Annotated in this window: 16 protein-coding genes; 5 read left to right on the top strand and 11 right to left on the bottom strand. The window is 64.3% G+C overall.

The annotated features are described in order from the left end of the window. Positions 1–5: 5 nt before the first annotated feature. The 8 genes from argC to V9F06_02835 all read right to left on the bottom strand — a co-directional run bounded on the left by argC (position 6) and on the right by V9F06_02835 (position 9,304). Positions 6–1,058: an N-acetyl-gamma-glutamyl-phosphate reductase gene (argC, locus tag V9F06_02870; protein MEI2616570.1), complete on the bottom strand. Its 1,053-nt coding sequence runs from the start codon at positions 1,056–1,058 to the stop codon at positions 6–8. A 33-nt stretch (positions 1,059–1,091) separates the two neighbouring features. After that, positions 1,092–2,021 carry a lysine biosynthesis protein LysX gene (gene lysX / locus V9F06_02865; protein ID MEI2616569.1) on the bottom strand — a complete coding sequence of 310 codons (930 nt, stop codon included), beginning with the start codon at positions 2,019–2,021 and terminating at the stop codon, positions 1,092–1,094. Next, positions 2,014–2,499 (bottom strand): M20/M25/M40 family metallo-hydrolase, encoded by a 486-nt coding sequence (locus V9F06_02860; GenBank protein ID MEI2616568.1) that lies wholly within the window; start codon positions 2,497–2,499, stop codon positions 2,014–2,016. The genes lysX and V9F06_02860 overlap by 8 nt, the downstream gene beginning before the upstream one ends. A 22-nt stretch (positions 2,500–2,521) precedes the next feature. Further along, entirely contained in the window at positions 2,522–3,127 is a 606-nt protein-coding gene (locus V9F06_02855; protein ID MEI2616567.1) for a M20/M25/M40 family metallo-hydrolase, read from the bottom strand. Then, entirely contained in the window at positions 3,124–3,933 is an 810-nt protein-coding gene (locus tag V9F06_02850) for a hypothetical protein (protein ID MEI2616566.1), read from the bottom strand. Before V9F06_02850 ends, V9F06_02855 begins: the two co-directional genes overlap by 4 nt. Positions 3,934–4,092: 159 nt before the next feature. Then, entirely contained in the window at positions 4,093–4,257 is a 165-nt protein-coding gene (gene lysW / locus V9F06_02845) for a lysine biosynthesis protein LysW (protein ID MEI2616565.1), read from the bottom strand. Between the two features lie 212 nt (positions 4,258–4,469). After that, on the bottom strand, positions 4,470–5,855 hold the full coding sequence (gene argH / locus V9F06_02840; GenBank protein MEI2616564.1) for an argininosuccinate lyase: 1,386 nt from the start codon (positions 5,853–5,855) through the stop codon (positions 4,470–4,472). A gap of 479 nt (positions 5,856–6,334) precedes the next feature. Next, complete coding sequence (locus V9F06_02835; protein ID MEI2616563.1) at positions 6,335–9,304, bottom strand: helicase-related protein; 2,970 nt, start codon at positions 9,302–9,304, stop codon at positions 6,335–6,337. A 262-nt stretch (positions 9,305–9,566) separates the two neighbouring features. Between V9F06_02835 and V9F06_02830 the strand changes: the two genes are divergently transcribed. The 3 genes from V9F06_02830 to V9F06_02820 all read left to right on the top strand — a co-directional run bounded on the left by V9F06_02830 (position 9,567) and on the right by V9F06_02820 (position 12,132). Further along, positions 9,567–9,755 carry a YqaE/Pmp3 family membrane protein gene (locus V9F06_02830; GenBank protein MEI2616562.1) on the top strand — a complete coding sequence of 63 codons (189 nt, stop codon included), beginning with the start codon at positions 9,567–9,569 and terminating at the stop codon, positions 9,753–9,755. Positions 9,756–9,832: 77 nt separating this feature from the next. Then, positions 9,833–11,140 carry a cystathionine gamma-synthase family protein gene (locus tag V9F06_02825; protein MEI2616561.1) on the top strand — a complete coding sequence of 436 codons (1,308 nt, stop codon included), beginning with the start codon at positions 9,833–9,835 and terminating at the stop codon, positions 11,138–11,140. An 80-nt stretch (positions 11,141–11,220) separates the two neighbouring features. Continuing rightward, positions 11,221–12,132 (top strand): aminoglycoside phosphotransferase family protein, encoded by a 912-nt coding sequence (locus tag V9F06_02820; GenBank protein MEI2616560.1) that lies wholly within the window; start codon positions 11,221–11,223, stop codon positions 12,130–12,132. 59 nt (positions 12,133–12,191) lie between these two features. Here the strand turns inward: V9F06_02820 and V9F06_02815 are convergent, their stop codons facing one another. Genes V9F06_02815 through arsM form a run of 3 tightly spaced genes read right to left on the bottom strand, consistent with a single transcriptional unit; the run spans position 12,192 to position 14,275 of the window. Continuing rightward, positions 12,192–13,139 carry an MFS transporter gene (locus V9F06_02815; protein MEI2616559.1) on the bottom strand — a complete coding sequence of 316 codons (948 nt, stop codon included), beginning with the start codon at positions 13,137–13,139 and terminating at the stop codon, positions 12,192–12,194. Next, on the bottom strand, positions 13,045–13,404 hold the full coding sequence (locus V9F06_02810) for a hypothetical protein (protein MEI2616558.1): 360 nt from the start codon (positions 13,402–13,404) through the stop codon (positions 13,045–13,047). Before V9F06_02810 ends, V9F06_02815 begins: the two co-directional genes overlap by 95 nt. Positions 13,405–13,462: 58 nt before the next feature. Continuing rightward, a complete protein-coding gene (gene arsM, locus V9F06_02805) occupies positions 13,463–14,275 on the bottom strand; it encodes an arsenite methyltransferase (GenBank protein MEI2616557.1) in 813 nt (270 codons plus the stop codon). Positions 14,276–14,418: 143 nt separating this feature from the next. Here arsM and V9F06_02800 point away from each other — a divergent pair, with 143 nt between their 5' ends. Both V9F06_02800 and V9F06_02795 read left to right on the top strand, forming a co-directional pair. Continuing rightward, positions 14,419–14,769, top strand: coding sequence for a metalloregulator ArsR/SmtB family transcription factor (locus V9F06_02800; GenBank protein MEI2616556.1), 351 nt, complete (start codon positions 14,419–14,421; stop codon positions 14,767–14,769). A 63-nt stretch (positions 14,770–14,832) separates the two neighbouring features. Beyond that, on the top strand, positions 14,833–15,333 hold the full coding sequence (locus tag V9F06_02795; protein ID MEI2616555.1) for an ArsA-related P-loop ATPase: 501 nt from the start codon (positions 14,833–14,835) through the stop codon (positions 15,331–15,333). Positions 15,334–15,592: the final 259 nt, after the last annotated feature.

Below are 15,592 nucleotides of genomic sequence, written 5' to 3'. Positions count from 1 at the left end.
CTGAGCTAGATCGGGTGCAGACCCATGAACTCCAGGCCGAGCGTCTCCTCGAAGCCCATGCGGATGTTCATCGCCTGCAGCGCCTGGCCGGCCGCGCCCTTCATCAGATTGTCGATCGCAGCCGTGACGACCACCCGGTTGCCGTGCGGATCGACATCGAAGCCGACATCGCAGAAGTTCGTTCCCGACAGGATCTTCGGCTCTGGCGTGCGATGGATACCGTGCGTCTCCTTGACGATCCGGACAAACGGCTCGCTGCCATAGACGCCACGGTAGATCTTCCAGAGATCCTTGTCCGTCACCGGTTCCTTTGTGAAGGCATGCGCCGTCGCCAGGATGCCGCGGACTGCCTCGACCGAGGTCGCGGTGAAGCTGACCTTCGGGCAGAAGCCGTTGACCGACAGCTCCTGGATCACCTCGGCTGAGTGCCGGTGGCCGGTTGGCTTGAACGAGCGCATCACTCCGCTGCGCTCCGGGTGGTGGCTGGCCGGCCCCGACTCGACGCCCGAGCCGGACGACCCTGACTTGGCCTCGACGACAATCGGCATCGTCGGGTCGAGCAGCCCGCTGGCCGCCAGCGGATAGAGCGCCAGGATGCTGGCCGTCGCGTTACAGCCAGGGCTGGCGATGTAATTCGCCTGGCGGATCTCCTCGCGGTGCAGCTCCGGCAGGCCGTAGACCGTTGTCGGGATCAGCTCTGGCCGTGGATGCTCCCAGCCATACCAGGTCTTGTAGTCGGTAGCGTCGCGCAACCGGAAGTCGGCGCTCAGGTCGATGATGACGCCGGCCTTATCCAGATATTCGCTCACGTTCGGCGACGACGCGCCGTGCGGCACACAGATGAACAGGACGTCGCACGACTCCAGCGCCGCCGGCATGCTGTATTTCAGCGTCGTTCGCTTGCGCAGATTCGGGTGCGACGTCGTCACCAGCTTGCCGGCCAGCGAGCGCGATGTCACCTGGGCAACCTCGACCTCGGGGTGACCGAGCAGCAGCCGGAGCAGCTCGCCCCCTGCATATCCCGAACCGCCGACGATGCTGGCCTTCAACCCTGCCATGATTCCTCTTCCCCAACCCTTTTCGGGATCTCTCTATCGGCCGACGGCTGCGCGCGAGATCGCGTGCTCGACGATGACCCGCGCGATCGGGACATCGGTCGTCCCGCGCAGCCCTTTGAACTCGGCCCCGCCGTTGATCTCGATGACCTTCAATCCATCCGGGGTCTCGACAAGATCGACCCCGGCGATCTCCGCTCCGACGGCCCTCGCCGCCAGCCGCGTCACTGCGACGATCTCGTCGGTGATCGGGCATGTCGTCGAGACAGCGCCACGGGCGACGTTGGTGATCCAGTGCGCGGAGTTGCGATACGACGCCGCGATCACCTCGCCGCCGACGTAGAACACGCGCAGGTCGCGCCCCGGCTTCACGACATACTCCTGCAGGTAGAACACCCCGTGCTGCGGCCCGCCCAGCGCCTTCTTCTGCTCCAGGATCGCTCGCAGATCGGCCGGCGAGTTCGCCCGCGCCAGCAGCCGACCCCACGAGCCGGTCACCGGCTTGACGATCAGCGGATAGCCGAGCCGCTCGCCGACCTCCAGGGCGCTCTCGACGGTGAACGCCACGGCGGTCCGCAGCGCTGGCACACCGGCCGTCGCGAACGCCAGCGACATCAGCACCTTGTCGTCGCAGGTCGCCACCGTCGCGCTCGGGTTGACGGTCGGCACTCCCCACGCCTCGAAGACGCGCAGCGCGTACCCACCGCGCGTATGCGCCACGCAGCGGTCGAGCACGACATCCACCTCCGGCGGCGCCGGATCCGACAGGTCCAGCGCCAGCGTCCGATCCTGGATCAGCTGCGTCGCGACGCCCAACTCGCCCGCCGCAGCCAGGATCAGCTTCTCCTCTTCGCGGAGATGCGAGACGAGGATGCCGAGCCGAGGGGACGAGAACCCCTCCCCTCGCCCCTCCCCTGTGAGGAGAGGGGTGTCACGGGAGGACGCGATTCGGTGCCGGTCACTCATCTCCCCCTCCCTTCGCAGGGGAGGGGGCGGGGGGGAGGGGTCCTCGCGCGGCGACGCGGGTGATCGCTGCCGCCAGCACCGTGACGCCGAGGTCGAGGTCGGCAAGCGGGATCTGCTCGTCGGGGGTGTGGTCGTAGCGGGCGTCGCCGGGACCGTAGGCGACCGCCGGGCAGCCCCAGACCGGGCCAACGACATTCATGTCGGATGTGCCGGTCTTGACCTTCAGCTTCGGCTGACCGCCGGCCGCGCGGATCGCCGCCAGAAACGGCGCGACCAGCGGCGAGCGCTTGTCGGTCCGGTACGCTTCGGCGTTCTCCTGCCACTCGATCGCGACGCCGCCGGCCAATGCCGATACCTGCTCGCGCACCCAGGCGATCGTCGTCCCCGGCGGCAGCCGAAACGTGCCGTCCAACGTCGCCGTCCCGGTCATCCCGTCGCTGGCCGAGTCGAACGAGCGCAGCGTCGCATCCAGCGTCATGAAGCCAGAATCAGCTCCAGCGTTATGTCTTGTCAGCCAGTCCTGCAATCGCTGCCAGAACGCGAAGGCCAGCTCTGGCGCGGTCGGCTCCGGCCCGGCCGAATGGCTCGACGGGGCAGGCCACCGTCGCCGTCAGCCCGAGCGAGCCCTTGTAGCCGAGGACGACCCCATCCCAGCCGCTCGGCTCGCCGATGATCAGCATGTCTGGCGTCGGGTGGTGATCGCGCAGCCAGGTTGCGCCGGGCGAGCCGAACGTCTCCTCGCCGACCGCGCCGACGACCGTCAGCCGCACCCCCGCTGGCAGCGTCGCCCGCGCGCCGGCCGCGACGAACGTCGCCAGCGGACCCTTCGCGTCAACCGCCCCGCGCCCGTGGAGGATGCCGCCCTCGACACGGACGGGGATATCGCCCGGCACTGTGTCGATGTGGCCGAGCAGCATGATCTCGCGCTCACCAGCGCCGATGGTCCCGACTGCGTTCCCCGCGCCGTCGACAGACGCGTCGTAGCCCAGCGCCGCCATTCGCCTGCACAACCAGGCGACCGCAGCCGCCTCATCACCCGAGAGACTGGGGATACCGACCAGTCCGGTCGCGATGTCGGCGACCGTCAGGGCCATCAGACTGGTCATGCGGAAGCCCCTCCGTCGATCTGCGTGATGGTGAAGTCGGCGATCCGGCCGGCAATATCGTAGCCGGCCTGCTGCAGCGCGCGGAACTCGACGAGGTTGCTCGCGCCGGTCACGACCGGGCCGCCGTTCGTCTCGACAACATGCACCGCGTACACCCCGGTCCCCAATCGCGAGACGACTCGCTCGACCACTGCCGCGATCTCGTCCGGAACATCTCCTGTCGGAGCAGGTCCATCGGCCGTCTCGCCGGTCGCCGCGACGATCGCATCGCCGACAACCACGACGCGCCAGCACTGGCCCTCCGGGACGGACTGCAGCAGCACGCTCGTCTCGTGCGCCAGTGTCGCGCGGTGCTCGAGGATCGCCTCGGCGGAGTCGGCGTCGCCGGCCAGCGCGTCTGGCAGTGACGGCGTCACCACCGGCGCCATGATCCGCAGCGGGTAGCCCACCTGCCGGGCCGCATCGATCGCCGGCCCTTCGCCGAAGGCGACGACCGTCTCCGGCACAGCGACCCCGGCGATCACCAGATGGCGAACCAGCGCCAGCCGATCGGCCAGCATGCGCGTCGTTGCCGTCCGGTTCACAACGACCGAACCACCCGCCGCCAGCAGCGCCCCCAGCACCGCCCTCTCGCCGGTCGCCACGTTGCGGTCGAGCACGACAGTCGGGAGGGCTCCTGGCTCGCCGGTCAACGACATCGACATCGCCGCCGCGTCCAGCAGCGCTGATTCACACGCACGCTCGGCGAACGCCTGCATCAGCAGACGCTCCTCGACGCGGAGCCGCGGGGCGAGGAGGTGGATCACGGGGAGACCTCACCCCCTGCCCCTCTCCCGCGGGGAGAGGGGTGTCGTATTGCTGGCGTGTCGGTTGCCAATCGCAATTCCGTCAATCTCAATACCAATCTCCCCCTCTCCTAAGGTTGGGAGAGGGGCGGGGTGAGGGCCAGCTGTGAGGGCCGTCCCCTACTCGCCCCAGTCTTCCTCTTCGGCCGGCGCGAGGCCGAGCTCGAACGGGCTGGTCGAGAGAACCTCGAGCTCGCTGCTGCAGTCGGTGCACTGGACGATCTCGCCAACGATGGTGTCTGTCATCTCAAGCTCAGCGGCGCACTCCGGGCACATGGTCGTCATCTGAATCTGTCCTTCTACGATCGTGTCGATCGATGTTGTCGCAATATCATTCGAGTTGGCTGCGGGGATGTCTTCCCGCCCTTACGAGTCCCTGTCTGCATGACCGGCTCGTGCCGGCCAGGGCCTGATAGGCTGTCTCGCCAGAGGGAAGAGCTTCCCATCAGCAGGGTCCGGCAGGGTCAGTGGCCAGGCCACGGCGTTCCAGATCATCGTCAGCCTGCCTTTCCGGGCAATCCGGCAGCAGTGCCGTCGAGCAGGCCGGCCTCGATCTCGGCCAGCTCTGCCTGCCGAGCCGCTACCTGTTTCCGCCGGGCGGCGATATTCCCCGCCGACGCGTCCAGTCGCAGGTCGCCGCTGGTCCCCTGGTGCGTCCGCATCGCCAGCACAGCATGCGCGTCGAACTCGGCCAGGTCGTCGAGCATGCCGGCCACCTGGCGGTAGGCGTCGCGGAACGGCACGCCCTTCTGGACGAGGTCGTAGGCGACATCGGTTGCGAACAGGTCCGGCGAGCAGGCCGCCAGCATGCGCTCCTCATTCGGCGTCAGCTTCGAGACGTTCAGCGCCGCGACGACAGCCGACGCCTCGACCAGGTCGAGCGCCTCCATGAATGGTCGCTTAGTGTCCTGGTACTCCGCGTTGAAGCCCAGCGGCGTCCCGCCGAGGATCGTCAGCATCTGCTGCTGCATCGCCGCGATGACGTGGACCTTGCCGCGCAGCAGCTCCATCGTGTCGAGGTTCTTCTTCTGCGGCATGATGCTCGACCCGGTCGTCACCGAGACATCCACATCGAAGAAGCCGAACTCGCTCGTCGTGAACAGCAGGATGTCCTGTGCCAACTTGGAGAAGTCGAGCATCACCTGGGCGAGCGCCTGAACGATCGCCAGCTCGAACTTGCCGCGCCCGTGCTGCGAGTAGAGGACGTTGTTCTGCACCTTGGCGAAGCCGAGCAGGTCGGAGACGTACTGCCGGTCGAGCGGCAGCCCGACGCCGTACGACGCAGCCGAGCCCAGCGGCGATTGATCGGACAAGGCCACCGCCGCGTCGAGCAGCGTCAGGTCGTCGAGCAGCGACTCAAGGAAGGCGCCGACCCAGACCCCGACCGAGGTCACCATCGCTCGCTGCATGTGCGTGTAGCCCGGCATCGGCGTCGTCGCGTGCTGCTGGGCCATGGCCAGCAGGGCGTCGCAGGCGTCAAGGATGGCGTCGTAGACCGGCAGAACCGCCTCGCGAGTGAACAGCCGCAGGTCGACGACGACCTGGTCGTTGCGCGAGCGGCCGGTGTGGATCATCTTGCCCGGCTCGCCGAGCTGCTGAGTCAGCCAGTTCTCGACCTTGGTGTGGACGTCCTCATCGGCCAGCGACATCTGGAACTCGCCCTGCCTGGCCAGCGCGACGATGTTCGCCAGCTCCTCGCGCAGGGCGTGGAACGTCTCGACCGGCAGAAGGCCGATCTTGACCAGGCCGGCGGCGTGGGCGACCGAGCCGAGCGCGTCATAGACGGCCAGCTTCTGGTCGCAGGTCAGGTCGTCGCCGACCTCAAAGCGCTGGATGCGCGGGTCGACTTCATATCCCTTGTCCCAGAGCTTGGGCGCTGACAACGAACTCACCTCATCCTCAATAACAACAGATCGTGGATAACGACGACATGCGGAAAACGCCCACCCGCGCGAGCGTTCGCTCGTCAGGATCGCCGGGACCGGACATCGCCAGAGGTCACGCCGCGAGCGGCGGACGCCGGGATGTCAGGCGCGACGCCTGACGCGACCAGGTTTGGGGGAGGGCAGAGGGATCGCCACCGTAACGGCGCGCAACACGGCGACCGTCACCGGAGACGGCGTATGGATCTTTGGTGTAACGGATTGGGAACCGGATGTCGTCACGAGTCACTCCAGAAACCATAGGAAGCGCGGCAGGTCAGATGGGCTGATCTTTCAATCAGCCGCGCCTGGGGCTCCTGGGTTTCCTGAGCTGCGTGCTCATCGTGATCGTGACACCCTCACACAACGCAACCGGGCGGTTGCACGTTGGTACTGTACACGGCGGGCCGGCGGGGCGTCAAGCCGGAGGCGACCGAAGATCAACCAGCTCCATCGTTGCCAATCACCAGCGCCAACGCTTCGAGTTTCGGAGCTAGGGACGTCAAGGTGACGTCCTTCGCCAAAAGCTCGAGCCTTGCCTCTTGTTGACGCCGGACATTCGACAAGCGGTTCTCGGCGTTTGTGATAGCACCGCCAAGATTTCGTTCGCCTTGCTGTTGTCGCAAGCGCAGTTCGAACAGTCGGTTCTCAAGGTACTTGATTGTTGCGGCATACGAGCGCTCAAGCCACTTGCGCTTGAGATCGGCTTCTTGGGAGCGGCGCGCCTCGATACCAGCGCGGATGTCCTTGAGCTTTGACATCGCACATGTCTGTGCCAGCGTCTCCAGCTTCTCAATCTTCATAACAAGCTCACTGTCGCGATCCGGTCCGACCGCACGCAGGTCGCGGACTTTCCGAATGTCGATCAAGTCAACCTTCTCCGTTGCCTCAGCAAAGGCGGCGACCAACTGCTCGTCCGCGGTCCGACCGTGACCGTCCTGCACAGTCATTCGATAAAGGCATACCATGCCGCTCAGCCCATCGGGGTCTTGGAGCACAGACACACGAGGCTGCCAATCGTCGAGCGCAAACCCATCGATCATACGATTTAGAATTGGCTGACCGATAGTTAGGTAGGTCACATCCTTATGAAGCCTTGCAGTACCGCGATCAAACGCTACTTTCATGGCCTGCTCAAACCCGGTACCATTGAACTGAGCCTGCTTTCCTGTCGGAATCCCGAGGACGTAAACGCCATCGCGTCCGTCCTTCGGAAGGCCACCACCCATCCAGTTCGTGACGCGATCGACAAACAGGTGTAGATCCCTGATGATCTGCTGTCGCTCAGAACACTCATGGAGCGCCTGTACTTCCGATAGGTTGATATAGTTCGCGGCCAATGCGTTCTCTTCGAGTAGTGCAATGAACTCGTTGACTCGCTGCTCAAGTTGTACATCGATGACATCATCGACCTTTGTCATATCCCCGGTGAGAATCGCTTCCATGATCAACTGCTCAAGGGACACCCCTGAGAGAACAGAACTCACGACATCGTAGATCGTCTCGCCAAGCTCAGGGCGCGCTTTCATCGATTCGATCTTCGAGAGAAGCCGGCTGAGAATCCGCCCCTCTCGGGTGTCCTGATAGAGGAGATTCCAGATGAAGCAGTCCCGATCTTGCCCGTACCGATGGATACGGCCCATTCGCTGTTCGAGTCGATTGGGATTCCAAGGCAGATCGTAATTGACCATCAGTCTGCAGAATTGAAGATTAATGCCCTCTGCGGCAGCATCAGTCGCCACCATGATCTGTGCTGCATCACGGAAGTACTGTTCCTGTTTCCTCCGATCCATCATTTTCATGCCACCGTGGATCACGGCGACCTTCATACCGAGCCCTTCCAGATGGCTCTTGAGCGCCAGCACCGTATCCTTGAACTCGCTGAAGATGAGCAGCTTCTCCTCAGGGTGACCCTGTAGGTATCCGCTGATCACCCGCCTCAACTCAGCGAGCTTTGGCTCGTTCCCATCGTGCTCAAGCTTGCCAATGACGCCAATCAGGTTTTTGAGCTCGGCTATCTCTTCCTTAAGCTCTTCCGTGTCTTCAGCCGCAGTCGTAGCCTCGATGGTTTCCTGCAGCTCATCCCACTCCGCTAAGAGTCGATCATCCAACTCTGAGAGGTCTTCGGATGTCATCGCCTTGAGAAGAACTTCCTGCTGAGTCTTGTGCTTCTCCCATTCGATAAGTAGTGCAGCGAGTTTCCGACGCCGGCGCTCGAGTGAGAGGCGAATCGCAGCCATACCCGACGTTACCCGCCGTTGAAGGACCGTCAGTGCTAGCGCAATGTTGAACTTACGGATCTTCTCCGCGCCGCTATCGAGATTGTCGGATGACGGGTACCAATAGTGGACGTAATCGGTCACCGCCTCATAGACCATGTGCTCCGGAGGGGACATGGTCAGTTCAAGCGTCTCAACCGTTCGCGCCTTGAAAAGGCGCTGACCCTGTATATCCGTGACCTGATCTTTGGATCGACGAAGAACAAAGGGAATACCGTCTCCGTATGCCGCCGCAGCACTCATCTGATTCTCGTTAGCAAACATGCTGGGCTCCAACAGGTTAAGTCGAAGCCAGTACTCTGTGTCATTGCCATTGTGTGGCGTCGCTGTCAGAAACAGTGCGTGGTTCGTGATTCCGAGAATTTCGCGTGCGAGCTCGTATCGTTTTGTTGATTGGTACTTGTTGCCGAGGAATTTTGCCGAAAGTTTGTGAGCTTCATCGAATACAACAATATCCCACATATCCTCGGATGCCATCAGGGTGCTCTTATTTGGCTCTCGCTTTGCGAAATCCAAGGATGTGATGATTTGCTTATTTAGGTTCAAAAAGTTCTTTGCTTTTGCCTGTGTTTGACTGTCAAAGATCAGGAAATCCTCGTCGAACCAATCCGACATCTCTCGTTTCCATTGGTCACGAAGGTGGGCGGGCACTACGATTAGTATCCGCTCGACAGCGCCGCGGGCCTTTAGCTCTTTGAGCACGAGTCCAGCCATAATCGTCTTTCCCAGTCCGGGGTCGTCGGCGAGCAAGAACCTGATCCGCGGCTGAGGGAGAATGTGCCGGTACACAGCGTCGGCCTGGTGGGGTAGAAGATCAATCTGGGCTATGTTGATCGCATGGAACGGATCGATTAGGTGAGCGTAACGTAGCCGGAGCGCTTCAATCGCCAGCCGGAATCTCTCGGCATCGAGACGCGTCGCAGGATCTAGCAACAGGTCTGCGAGAGCGGGCGCTGGTTGAACGCGTATCTGAAATTCGTCAAGCTCAAAGACGTAATCATGTGCTAGGCTGGCCTTGGCCTCAATCACACCGAGCCGGATGTATCCGTTGTCACGGATACAGTGGAAGACGCGATACTTGTCCTCCGACGAATCGATCAGCACCATATCGCCTACGTTCGGAATCCACATCGTGCGTTCCCCTCCCCGTTCGGGTGGCCCGCTTAGTAACAGCTCGTTTCTCGGTATGACACAACTATTGTAGCACTGCCACGGCGCGCATGGAAGCCCACCACAAGGGTTATTCTCAAGCCTACGTGTCGGTCATCTAGATGTAGATTAACCAGCTCCGTGCGCAGAGTCTCAACGCTAGTCCTCACCAACTCCGCTATCATCTATCGTGGGCAGTCGAACTCATTCGCCGCCTTGTCTTGTAATGAAGGGATGACCCACTATGCTCTATCTGATCGCCATCATCCTGCCGCCGTTGGCAGTGCTGCTCGCGGGAAAGCCTGGCCAGGCAATCCTGAACTTCTTCCTGACCCTCGCCTTCTGGGTGCCGGGGGTGATCCACGCGATCCTCGTCGTCAACGAACGCAAGGCGGACCAGCGCGCGGAGCGGATTATGCGAGCAGGTCGCTAGCGCATACCGCAGGGTATGATTGCGGCAGACACCGTAACGGCGCGTTGCGCAAGTCGACGAAGACAGGAGAGGTCGCGATGGAGAAGCGCGAATGGGAGGCGCAGACCCACATCGGCGGGCATGAGCTGCGCCCCGAGAGCCTGATGATGAGCTACGGATACCGACCGGAGTGGTCGGAAGGCTCGCTTAAGCCGCCGATCTTTCAGACGTCGACCTTCGTGTTCAAGTCGGCCGAGCATGGCAAGGCGTTCTTCGAGGTCGGCGCAGGCTTGCGTGAGGCACAGGCCGGCGAGGAGATCGGGTTGATCTACAGTCGGGCCAACAATCCCGACCTGGAGATCGTCGAGGATCGTCTGACGATCTGGGATGGCGCGGAAGACTGCGCCGTGTTCGCCAGCGGCATGGCCGCAATCACGACGGCGATCATCACCTACCTGCGCCCCGGAGACACGCTACTGTACTCCGGTCCGGTCTACGGCGGCACCGACTACCTGGTCCGCGCGATCCTGCCCCAGTTCGGTATCCGGTCGATCGAGTTCAACGCTGGCGGGGGCCACGAGTCGCTCGAACAGGCGGCGGCCGGGCTGGAGCCCGGTTCGGTCGGCATGATCTACTGCGAGACGCCGGCCAACCCGACCAACGCGCTGGTCGACATCGCCCACTGCGCAGCCGTCGCCCGCTCGCTCTCGACTGCCGAGCGCCGCGTGCTCGTTGCCGTGGACAACACGTTCCTCGGCCCGGTCTGGCAGCATCCGCTGGAGCACGGCGCGGATCTGGTGCTCTACTCGGCGACGAAGTACATCGGCGGCCACAGCGACCTGATCGCCGGCGCCTGCCTCGGCTCCAAGGAGCTCATGGCCCCGATCAAGGGACTGCGCACGATCTTCGGCTCGATGCTCGCCCCGTTCGATAGTTGGCTGATCCTTCGCAGCCTCGAGACGCTGAAGATCCGCATGGTCCAGCAGAACGAGAATGCGAAGATCGTCGCCGACTTTCTGCGCGACCACCCGGCCGTCGAGACGGTCTACTATCTCGGACACATCGACGAGGCCGACCCGCAGTACGAGGTCTACCAGCGCCAGTGCCTCGGGCCGGGGTCGATGGTCTCGTTCGACGTCCGCGGCGGCGAGGCCGAGGCGTTCGCCTTCCTCAACTCGCTGAAGCTCTGCCACCTCGCGGTCAGCCTCGGCGGCACCGAGTCGCTGGCCGAGCATCCGGCGACGATGACGCACGCCAGCGTGCCGAAGGAGGAGCAGGAGCGGATGGGTCTGACCGACAAGCTGGTTCGGCTGTCGATCGGCATCGAGGATCCGCAGGACCTCATCCGCGACTTCGATCAGGCGCTTGCGGCGGCAGTGAAGGTCGGGCTGGTCACAGCCGACTAGATCGCACAATACACGATACGTTTATTCGGGCGCTCCCTCCTCGCTTCGGAGGGGCGCTCGCTTCATTTCAGAGGAGATTCATGTCCGGCACGATGCATCCAGACGAGACGCCGACCGACGCCGCGCTCGTGGCGCGGCTCGTCGCGTCGCAGTTTCCCGCCTGGGCCGGCCTGCCGGTCGAGCCGGTGACGTCGACCGGGACGGACAACGCGCTCTACCGCCTCGGCGACGACCTGGTCGCGCGCCTGCCACGTATCGGCTGGGCCGCTTCGCAGCCGGAGAGGGAGCGCCGTTGGCTGCCAGCACTCGCGCGGCATCTCCCGCTGCCCATACCCGCACCACTCGCGATCGGAGAGCCAGCCGCGGGTTACCCATGGCGCTGGTCGATCGCCCCCTGGCTCGCTGGCGAGAACGCCACGTTGGACCGGATCGTCGCCCCCCACCGCTTCGCTGTCGACCTCGCCGGATTCGTCACCGCTCTACACGCGATTGACGCCAGCGACGGCCCCAGGTCGGGCGGCGACAACTCGTCGCGGGGCGTGCCGCTGGCCGCACGCGATCGCGAGACGCGCGCAGCGATCGCAGAGCTGGGCGACCGGATCGACGGCGACGCAGCGACGGCGGCATGGCAGGTGGCGCTCGACGCGCCCGCATGGGATGGGCCACCTGTCTGGGTCCACGGCGACCTGCAATCGGGCAACTTGCTGGTGGCCGATGGTCAGCTCAGCGCCGTAATCGACTTCGGCTGCCTCGGGGTTGGCGATCCGGCGGTCGATCTGATCGTCGCCTGGAATCTCCTCCCGGCCGGCCCACGCGAGACGTTTCGCGCCACGCTGGCGGTCGACGACGCCACCTGGGCGCGCGGCCAAGGCTGGGCGCTCTCGACCGCGCTGATCGCCCTGCCCTACTACTGGGACTCGAACCCGACGCTGGCGGGGATCTCCCGCTACACGATCGGCCAGGTGCTGAGGGATACAACGTCAGCGAGGTGAGTCCAGATGATCGCGACGTGGCTGGAACGAAACGTCGTTCCCCTCATCGAGTAGTTGCCTCAACGCGCTCGGAGCGCGGCGACCGCGGCCAGCGCCGAGAGCGCGGTGGCGATCCAGATGACCGGCGTATACGAGCCGGCTGCAGCCAGCAGCAGTCCCGCTCCGACCGGCGCGATCGCCCGCGCGGCAGTAACGCAGAGCGCGACGACGCCGTTGATCGACCCGTAGCTCGACGCGCCGAACAGATCCGAGACCAGCGCCGCGCGCGCCGGAGTGATCGCGCCGAAGCCGGCCCCGAACAGGACAACAAACAAGACGACGCCCCACACCCCCGGCACGAACAGGAGCGCGATCAGCGACAGAGTCTGGACCACGAAGATCGCTGCGGTGACTACCCGCCGCTGGATACGCCCGCCCAACGGGGTGAAGATCAAACGGCCCGGCAGCGCCAGCAACCCGATCGCGCCGGCCGCCGAAGCAGCGAAGCCCGAGCTAAACCCCCGGCCGATCAGATAGGGGATCAGGTGGACGGTCATCGTCATCGTCGCCAGCATCGCCAGAATGAACGCCGCGATCAGCCACCAGAAGGCAGGACTGCGCAATGCCTCACGCGGGGTCACGCGCGGCTCGGCAACTACCCCTCCTACACCGTCGATCGCCGAGGGCTCGCCGTCCGGCGTCAGCCCGATTGCCTCCGGACTCCGCCGCAGGACCAGTGCGTGGAGTGGGATCGTTCCGACCGCGAGGATGACGGCGAGGACGAGCAATGCATCGCGCCAGCCGTAACTGCCGACCAGCCGGTCGCTGAGGGGGATGTAGATGACGCTGGCCAGACCCGCGACAAACGTGAGCAGTGTCAGCGCGCGGGCCCGATAGCGTCGGAACCAGGTCGCGACGACGACGAAGGCCGGCTCATACAGTACCGCCGCCATCACCAGCCCGATCCCGGCCCAGACGAGGTAGAAGCCGAGCAGCGACTCGACCCGCGACCAGGCAACGACGAGCACCGTCGCCGCGATCGAAGCCGGCCGTCATCAACCCGCGTGGGCCGTGGCGGTCGAGCCAGCGGCCGGCCGGAATCGCCGTCACGCCGGAGACGAGCAGCGCCAGCGAGTACGCGCCGGTCATCTCGGCGATCGACCAGCCCATCTCCGCGCCGATCGGCGTCAGGAAGACGGAGAACGCGTAGTAGAGGACACCCCACGAGGTGATTTCAGTGAGCGAGAGGGCCGCTACCATCACCCAGCCGTAGTAGAGGCGGGGCGATCGCATAGCCCCCCCTATCTGTGCCTCAGGCCGGTCGTCAGATTCCCCCTCACTCACTTCCAGTTCAGGCTGGCTTCCAGGCCCGGACGAAGCCGCTAACGACCCGACCCTCACCGGCCAGCGCGCCACAGCAGCCAGACGCATCATCGGTGTCGTGGACGTTGGTTACCTCAATCCTGGCGTCGACAAATCCGGCCGCCACAAGTCTACCGACGTACTCGGCCTCCTCCATCGCCCCGGCCACACAGCCAACCCAGGCATCCATGTTGGCGCGGATCTCTGCTGGCAGCTCACCCTGAATAACGATGTCAGAGACAGCGAACAGCCCACCGGGCCGCAGGACGCGGAACGCCTCGCGCAGCACCCGCGGCTTGTCGGATGAAAGATTAATCACACAGTTGGAGATGATAACGTCGATGCTGTTATCCGGCAGCGGGATATCTTCGATCTCGCCCTTCAGAAACTTCACGTTCTCAGCGCCGGCCGTGGAGCGGTTGCGCTCGGCCAGCTCCAGCATCTCGTCGGTCATGTCCAGCCCGTAGACGAAGCCCTCCGGCCCAACTCGTCGGGCCGAGAGCAGCACGTCGATCCCTCCACCAGAGCCGAGATCGAGCACCACCTGTCCCGGCGCGAGCTCGGCGAGCGCGGTCGGGTTCCCACAGCCAAGCGACGCGAGGATGGCGTCGCCTGGGAGCGAGATTGTCTCTTCGGCTGAATAGTCACCACTGGCGAGCAGCGAGCCGATCGAGACACCGTCGGACGCACAGCACGATGTCGCGGACGTCCCGCAACAACTCGCCCGATTCCCACCGATCACCGACATGGCAACTTCGCCATAACGCTTCTTGACAGTCGCACGTACGTCCGCTGACTGCATCAGAACAAATCCTCCAGTACTGTTCGCCGCTCATTACGGCTCGATTACGGTGGGCTCGGCTGGTTGTCCCTTGCCCGCCAGCCCGGTCGATGACTATAATGCAATCGACATTGAAGTAATAACGCGAGAGGTGGCATCTGTCAATGACCCTTGGAACAGTCATTTCGGTTGATGAGATCGCCACCAGGCTGAAGGTTCTCGCCGATCCAACCCGTCTGCGCATCTTCGATTTGCTCCTGGGCGGTGAGCGCTGCAACTGCGAGATGGGTGGGTTGCTCGGCCTTGCGCCGAACTTGATTTCACACCACCTCGGCGTATTGCGTGGAAGCGGTCTGGTCGTCGCCCGGCGCGACACGAATGACGCTCGCTGGATCTACTACTCGGTGGATCGCGCTGCTCTGGCAGACATGGCGGCGATGCTCTCCGCGTTCTTCTCCCCCGACCGCCTCGCCGACCGGGATCCGGCCTGCGGCCCGCCAATGAATGGGCAATAACGGGTCGATGACGACCGCACGCGCCCGACGCGGGACGCGCTCGCTCCGAAGAACAAGACAGCCATGACGGCCGCCACGCAACCCACGGCCGACGTCCTGCCGGGTATCCCTGCGCTGGACTGGACCAGCTGGGATACGCCGTTCCTCTTCTTCACCGGCAAGGACGGCGTCGGGAAGACGACCATTACCAGCACCGTCGCGGTCGCGCTGGCCGACCTGGGCCGTCACGTGGTGCTGGTCAGTACCGACCCGACCTCGAATCTCGACGACGTCTTCCAGGTGGCCGTCGACGGCGCGCCGACCCCGGTCGCCGACGCCCCGAACCTGCTACTCAACGTCGACCCGCACCAGACCGTCGAGACCTACCGCGAGCGCGGCGTCGCCAGCGACGAGGAGATCCGCGCCGCGGAGGAGCAGCTCTCGGGCGTCTGCACGGTCGAGATTGCCGCCTTCAATGAGTTCACCCGTCTGCGACGCGGCCAACGAGACCTGTCCCATCTTCCCCGGCGCGCCAGGCCGCATCCACTGGTCGTTCCCCGACCCCAGCCAGACCCAGGGGAGTGACCGCGACTGCCTGCGCACGTGGGTCCAGCTATTCGACCAGGGCGTGTCGGCAAATTGAGGGACGAGATATCTTCTGGCGTTTGGAGAAGCACCAACGGGCCGGCCAGCAGTTCACCAACCTGGTGCCAGATCGCCGCTGAAAAAGCCCCGCACGGGCCAACAAATGACCGCCGGGTCGTCTTGGAAGACATGCTCCAGGTCCTGCGCACCGGCGCCCCTAGCGCGACCTGCCTGAGCGCTTCGGCTCCTAGCGCACCGT

This window comes from Thermomicrobiales bacterium (genome assembly GCA_037045155.1).
Lineage (GTDB): Bacteria > Chloroflexota > Chloroflexia > Thermomicrobiales > CFX8 > JAMLIA01.
Note: the sequence above shows the minus strand (reverse complement) of the source record. Positions and strands in the feature narration are given on the sequence as shown.

What these genes read in the sequence shown, in the direction of transcription:
- V9F06_02825 (MEI2616561.1), top strand. Translation starts at nt 9,833, where the DNA reads ATGGAGAAGCGCGAATGGGAGGCGCAGACCCACATCGGCGGGCATGAG.
- V9F06_02830 (MEI2616562.1), top strand. Translation starts at nt 9,567, where the DNA reads ATGCTCTATCTGATCGCCATCATCCTGCCGCCGTTGGCAGTGCTGCTC.
- V9F06_02800 (MEI2616556.1), top strand. Translation starts at nt 14,419, where the DNA reads ATGACCCTTGGAACAGTCATTTCGGTTGATGAGATCGCCACCAGGCTG.
- lysX (MEI2616569.1), bottom strand. Translation starts at nt 2,021, where the DNA reads ATGAGTGACCGGCACCGAATCGCGTCCTCCCGTGACACCCCTCTCCTC.
- V9F06_02820 (MEI2616560.1), top strand. Translation starts at nt 11,221, where the DNA reads ATGTCCGGCACGATGCATCCAGACGAGACGCCGACCGACGCCGCGCTC.
- V9F06_02810 (MEI2616558.1), bottom strand. Translation starts at nt 13,404, where the DNA reads ATGCGATCGCCCCGCCTCTACTACGGCTGGGTGATGGTAGCGGCCCTC.
- lysW (MEI2616565.1), bottom strand. Translation starts at nt 4,257, where the DNA reads ATGACGACCATGTGCCCGGAGTGCGCCGCTGAGCTTGAGATGACAGAC.
- V9F06_02795 (MEI2616555.1), top strand. Translation starts at nt 14,833, where the DNA reads ATGACGGCCGCCACGCAACCCACGGCCGACGTCCTGCCGGGTATCCCT.
- V9F06_02855 (MEI2616567.1), bottom strand. Translation starts at nt 3,127, where the DNA reads ATGACCAGTCTGATGGCCCTGACGGTCGCCGACATCGCGACCGGACTG.
- V9F06_02860 (MEI2616568.1), bottom strand. Translation starts at nt 2,499, where the DNA reads ATGACGCTGGATGCGACGCTGCGCTCGTTCGACTCGGCCAGCGACGGG.
- arsM (MEI2616557.1), bottom strand. Translation starts at nt 14,275, where the DNA reads ATGCAGTCAGCGGACGTACGTGCGACTGTCAAGAAGCGTTATGGCGAA.
- argC (MEI2616570.1), bottom strand. Translation starts at nt 1,058, where the DNA reads ATGGCAGGGTTGAAGGCCAGCATCGTCGGCGGTTCGGGATATGCAGGG.
- V9F06_02835 (MEI2616563.1), bottom strand. Translation starts at nt 9,304, where the DNA reads ATGTGGATTCCGAACGTAGGCGATATGGTGCTGATCGATTCGTCGGAG.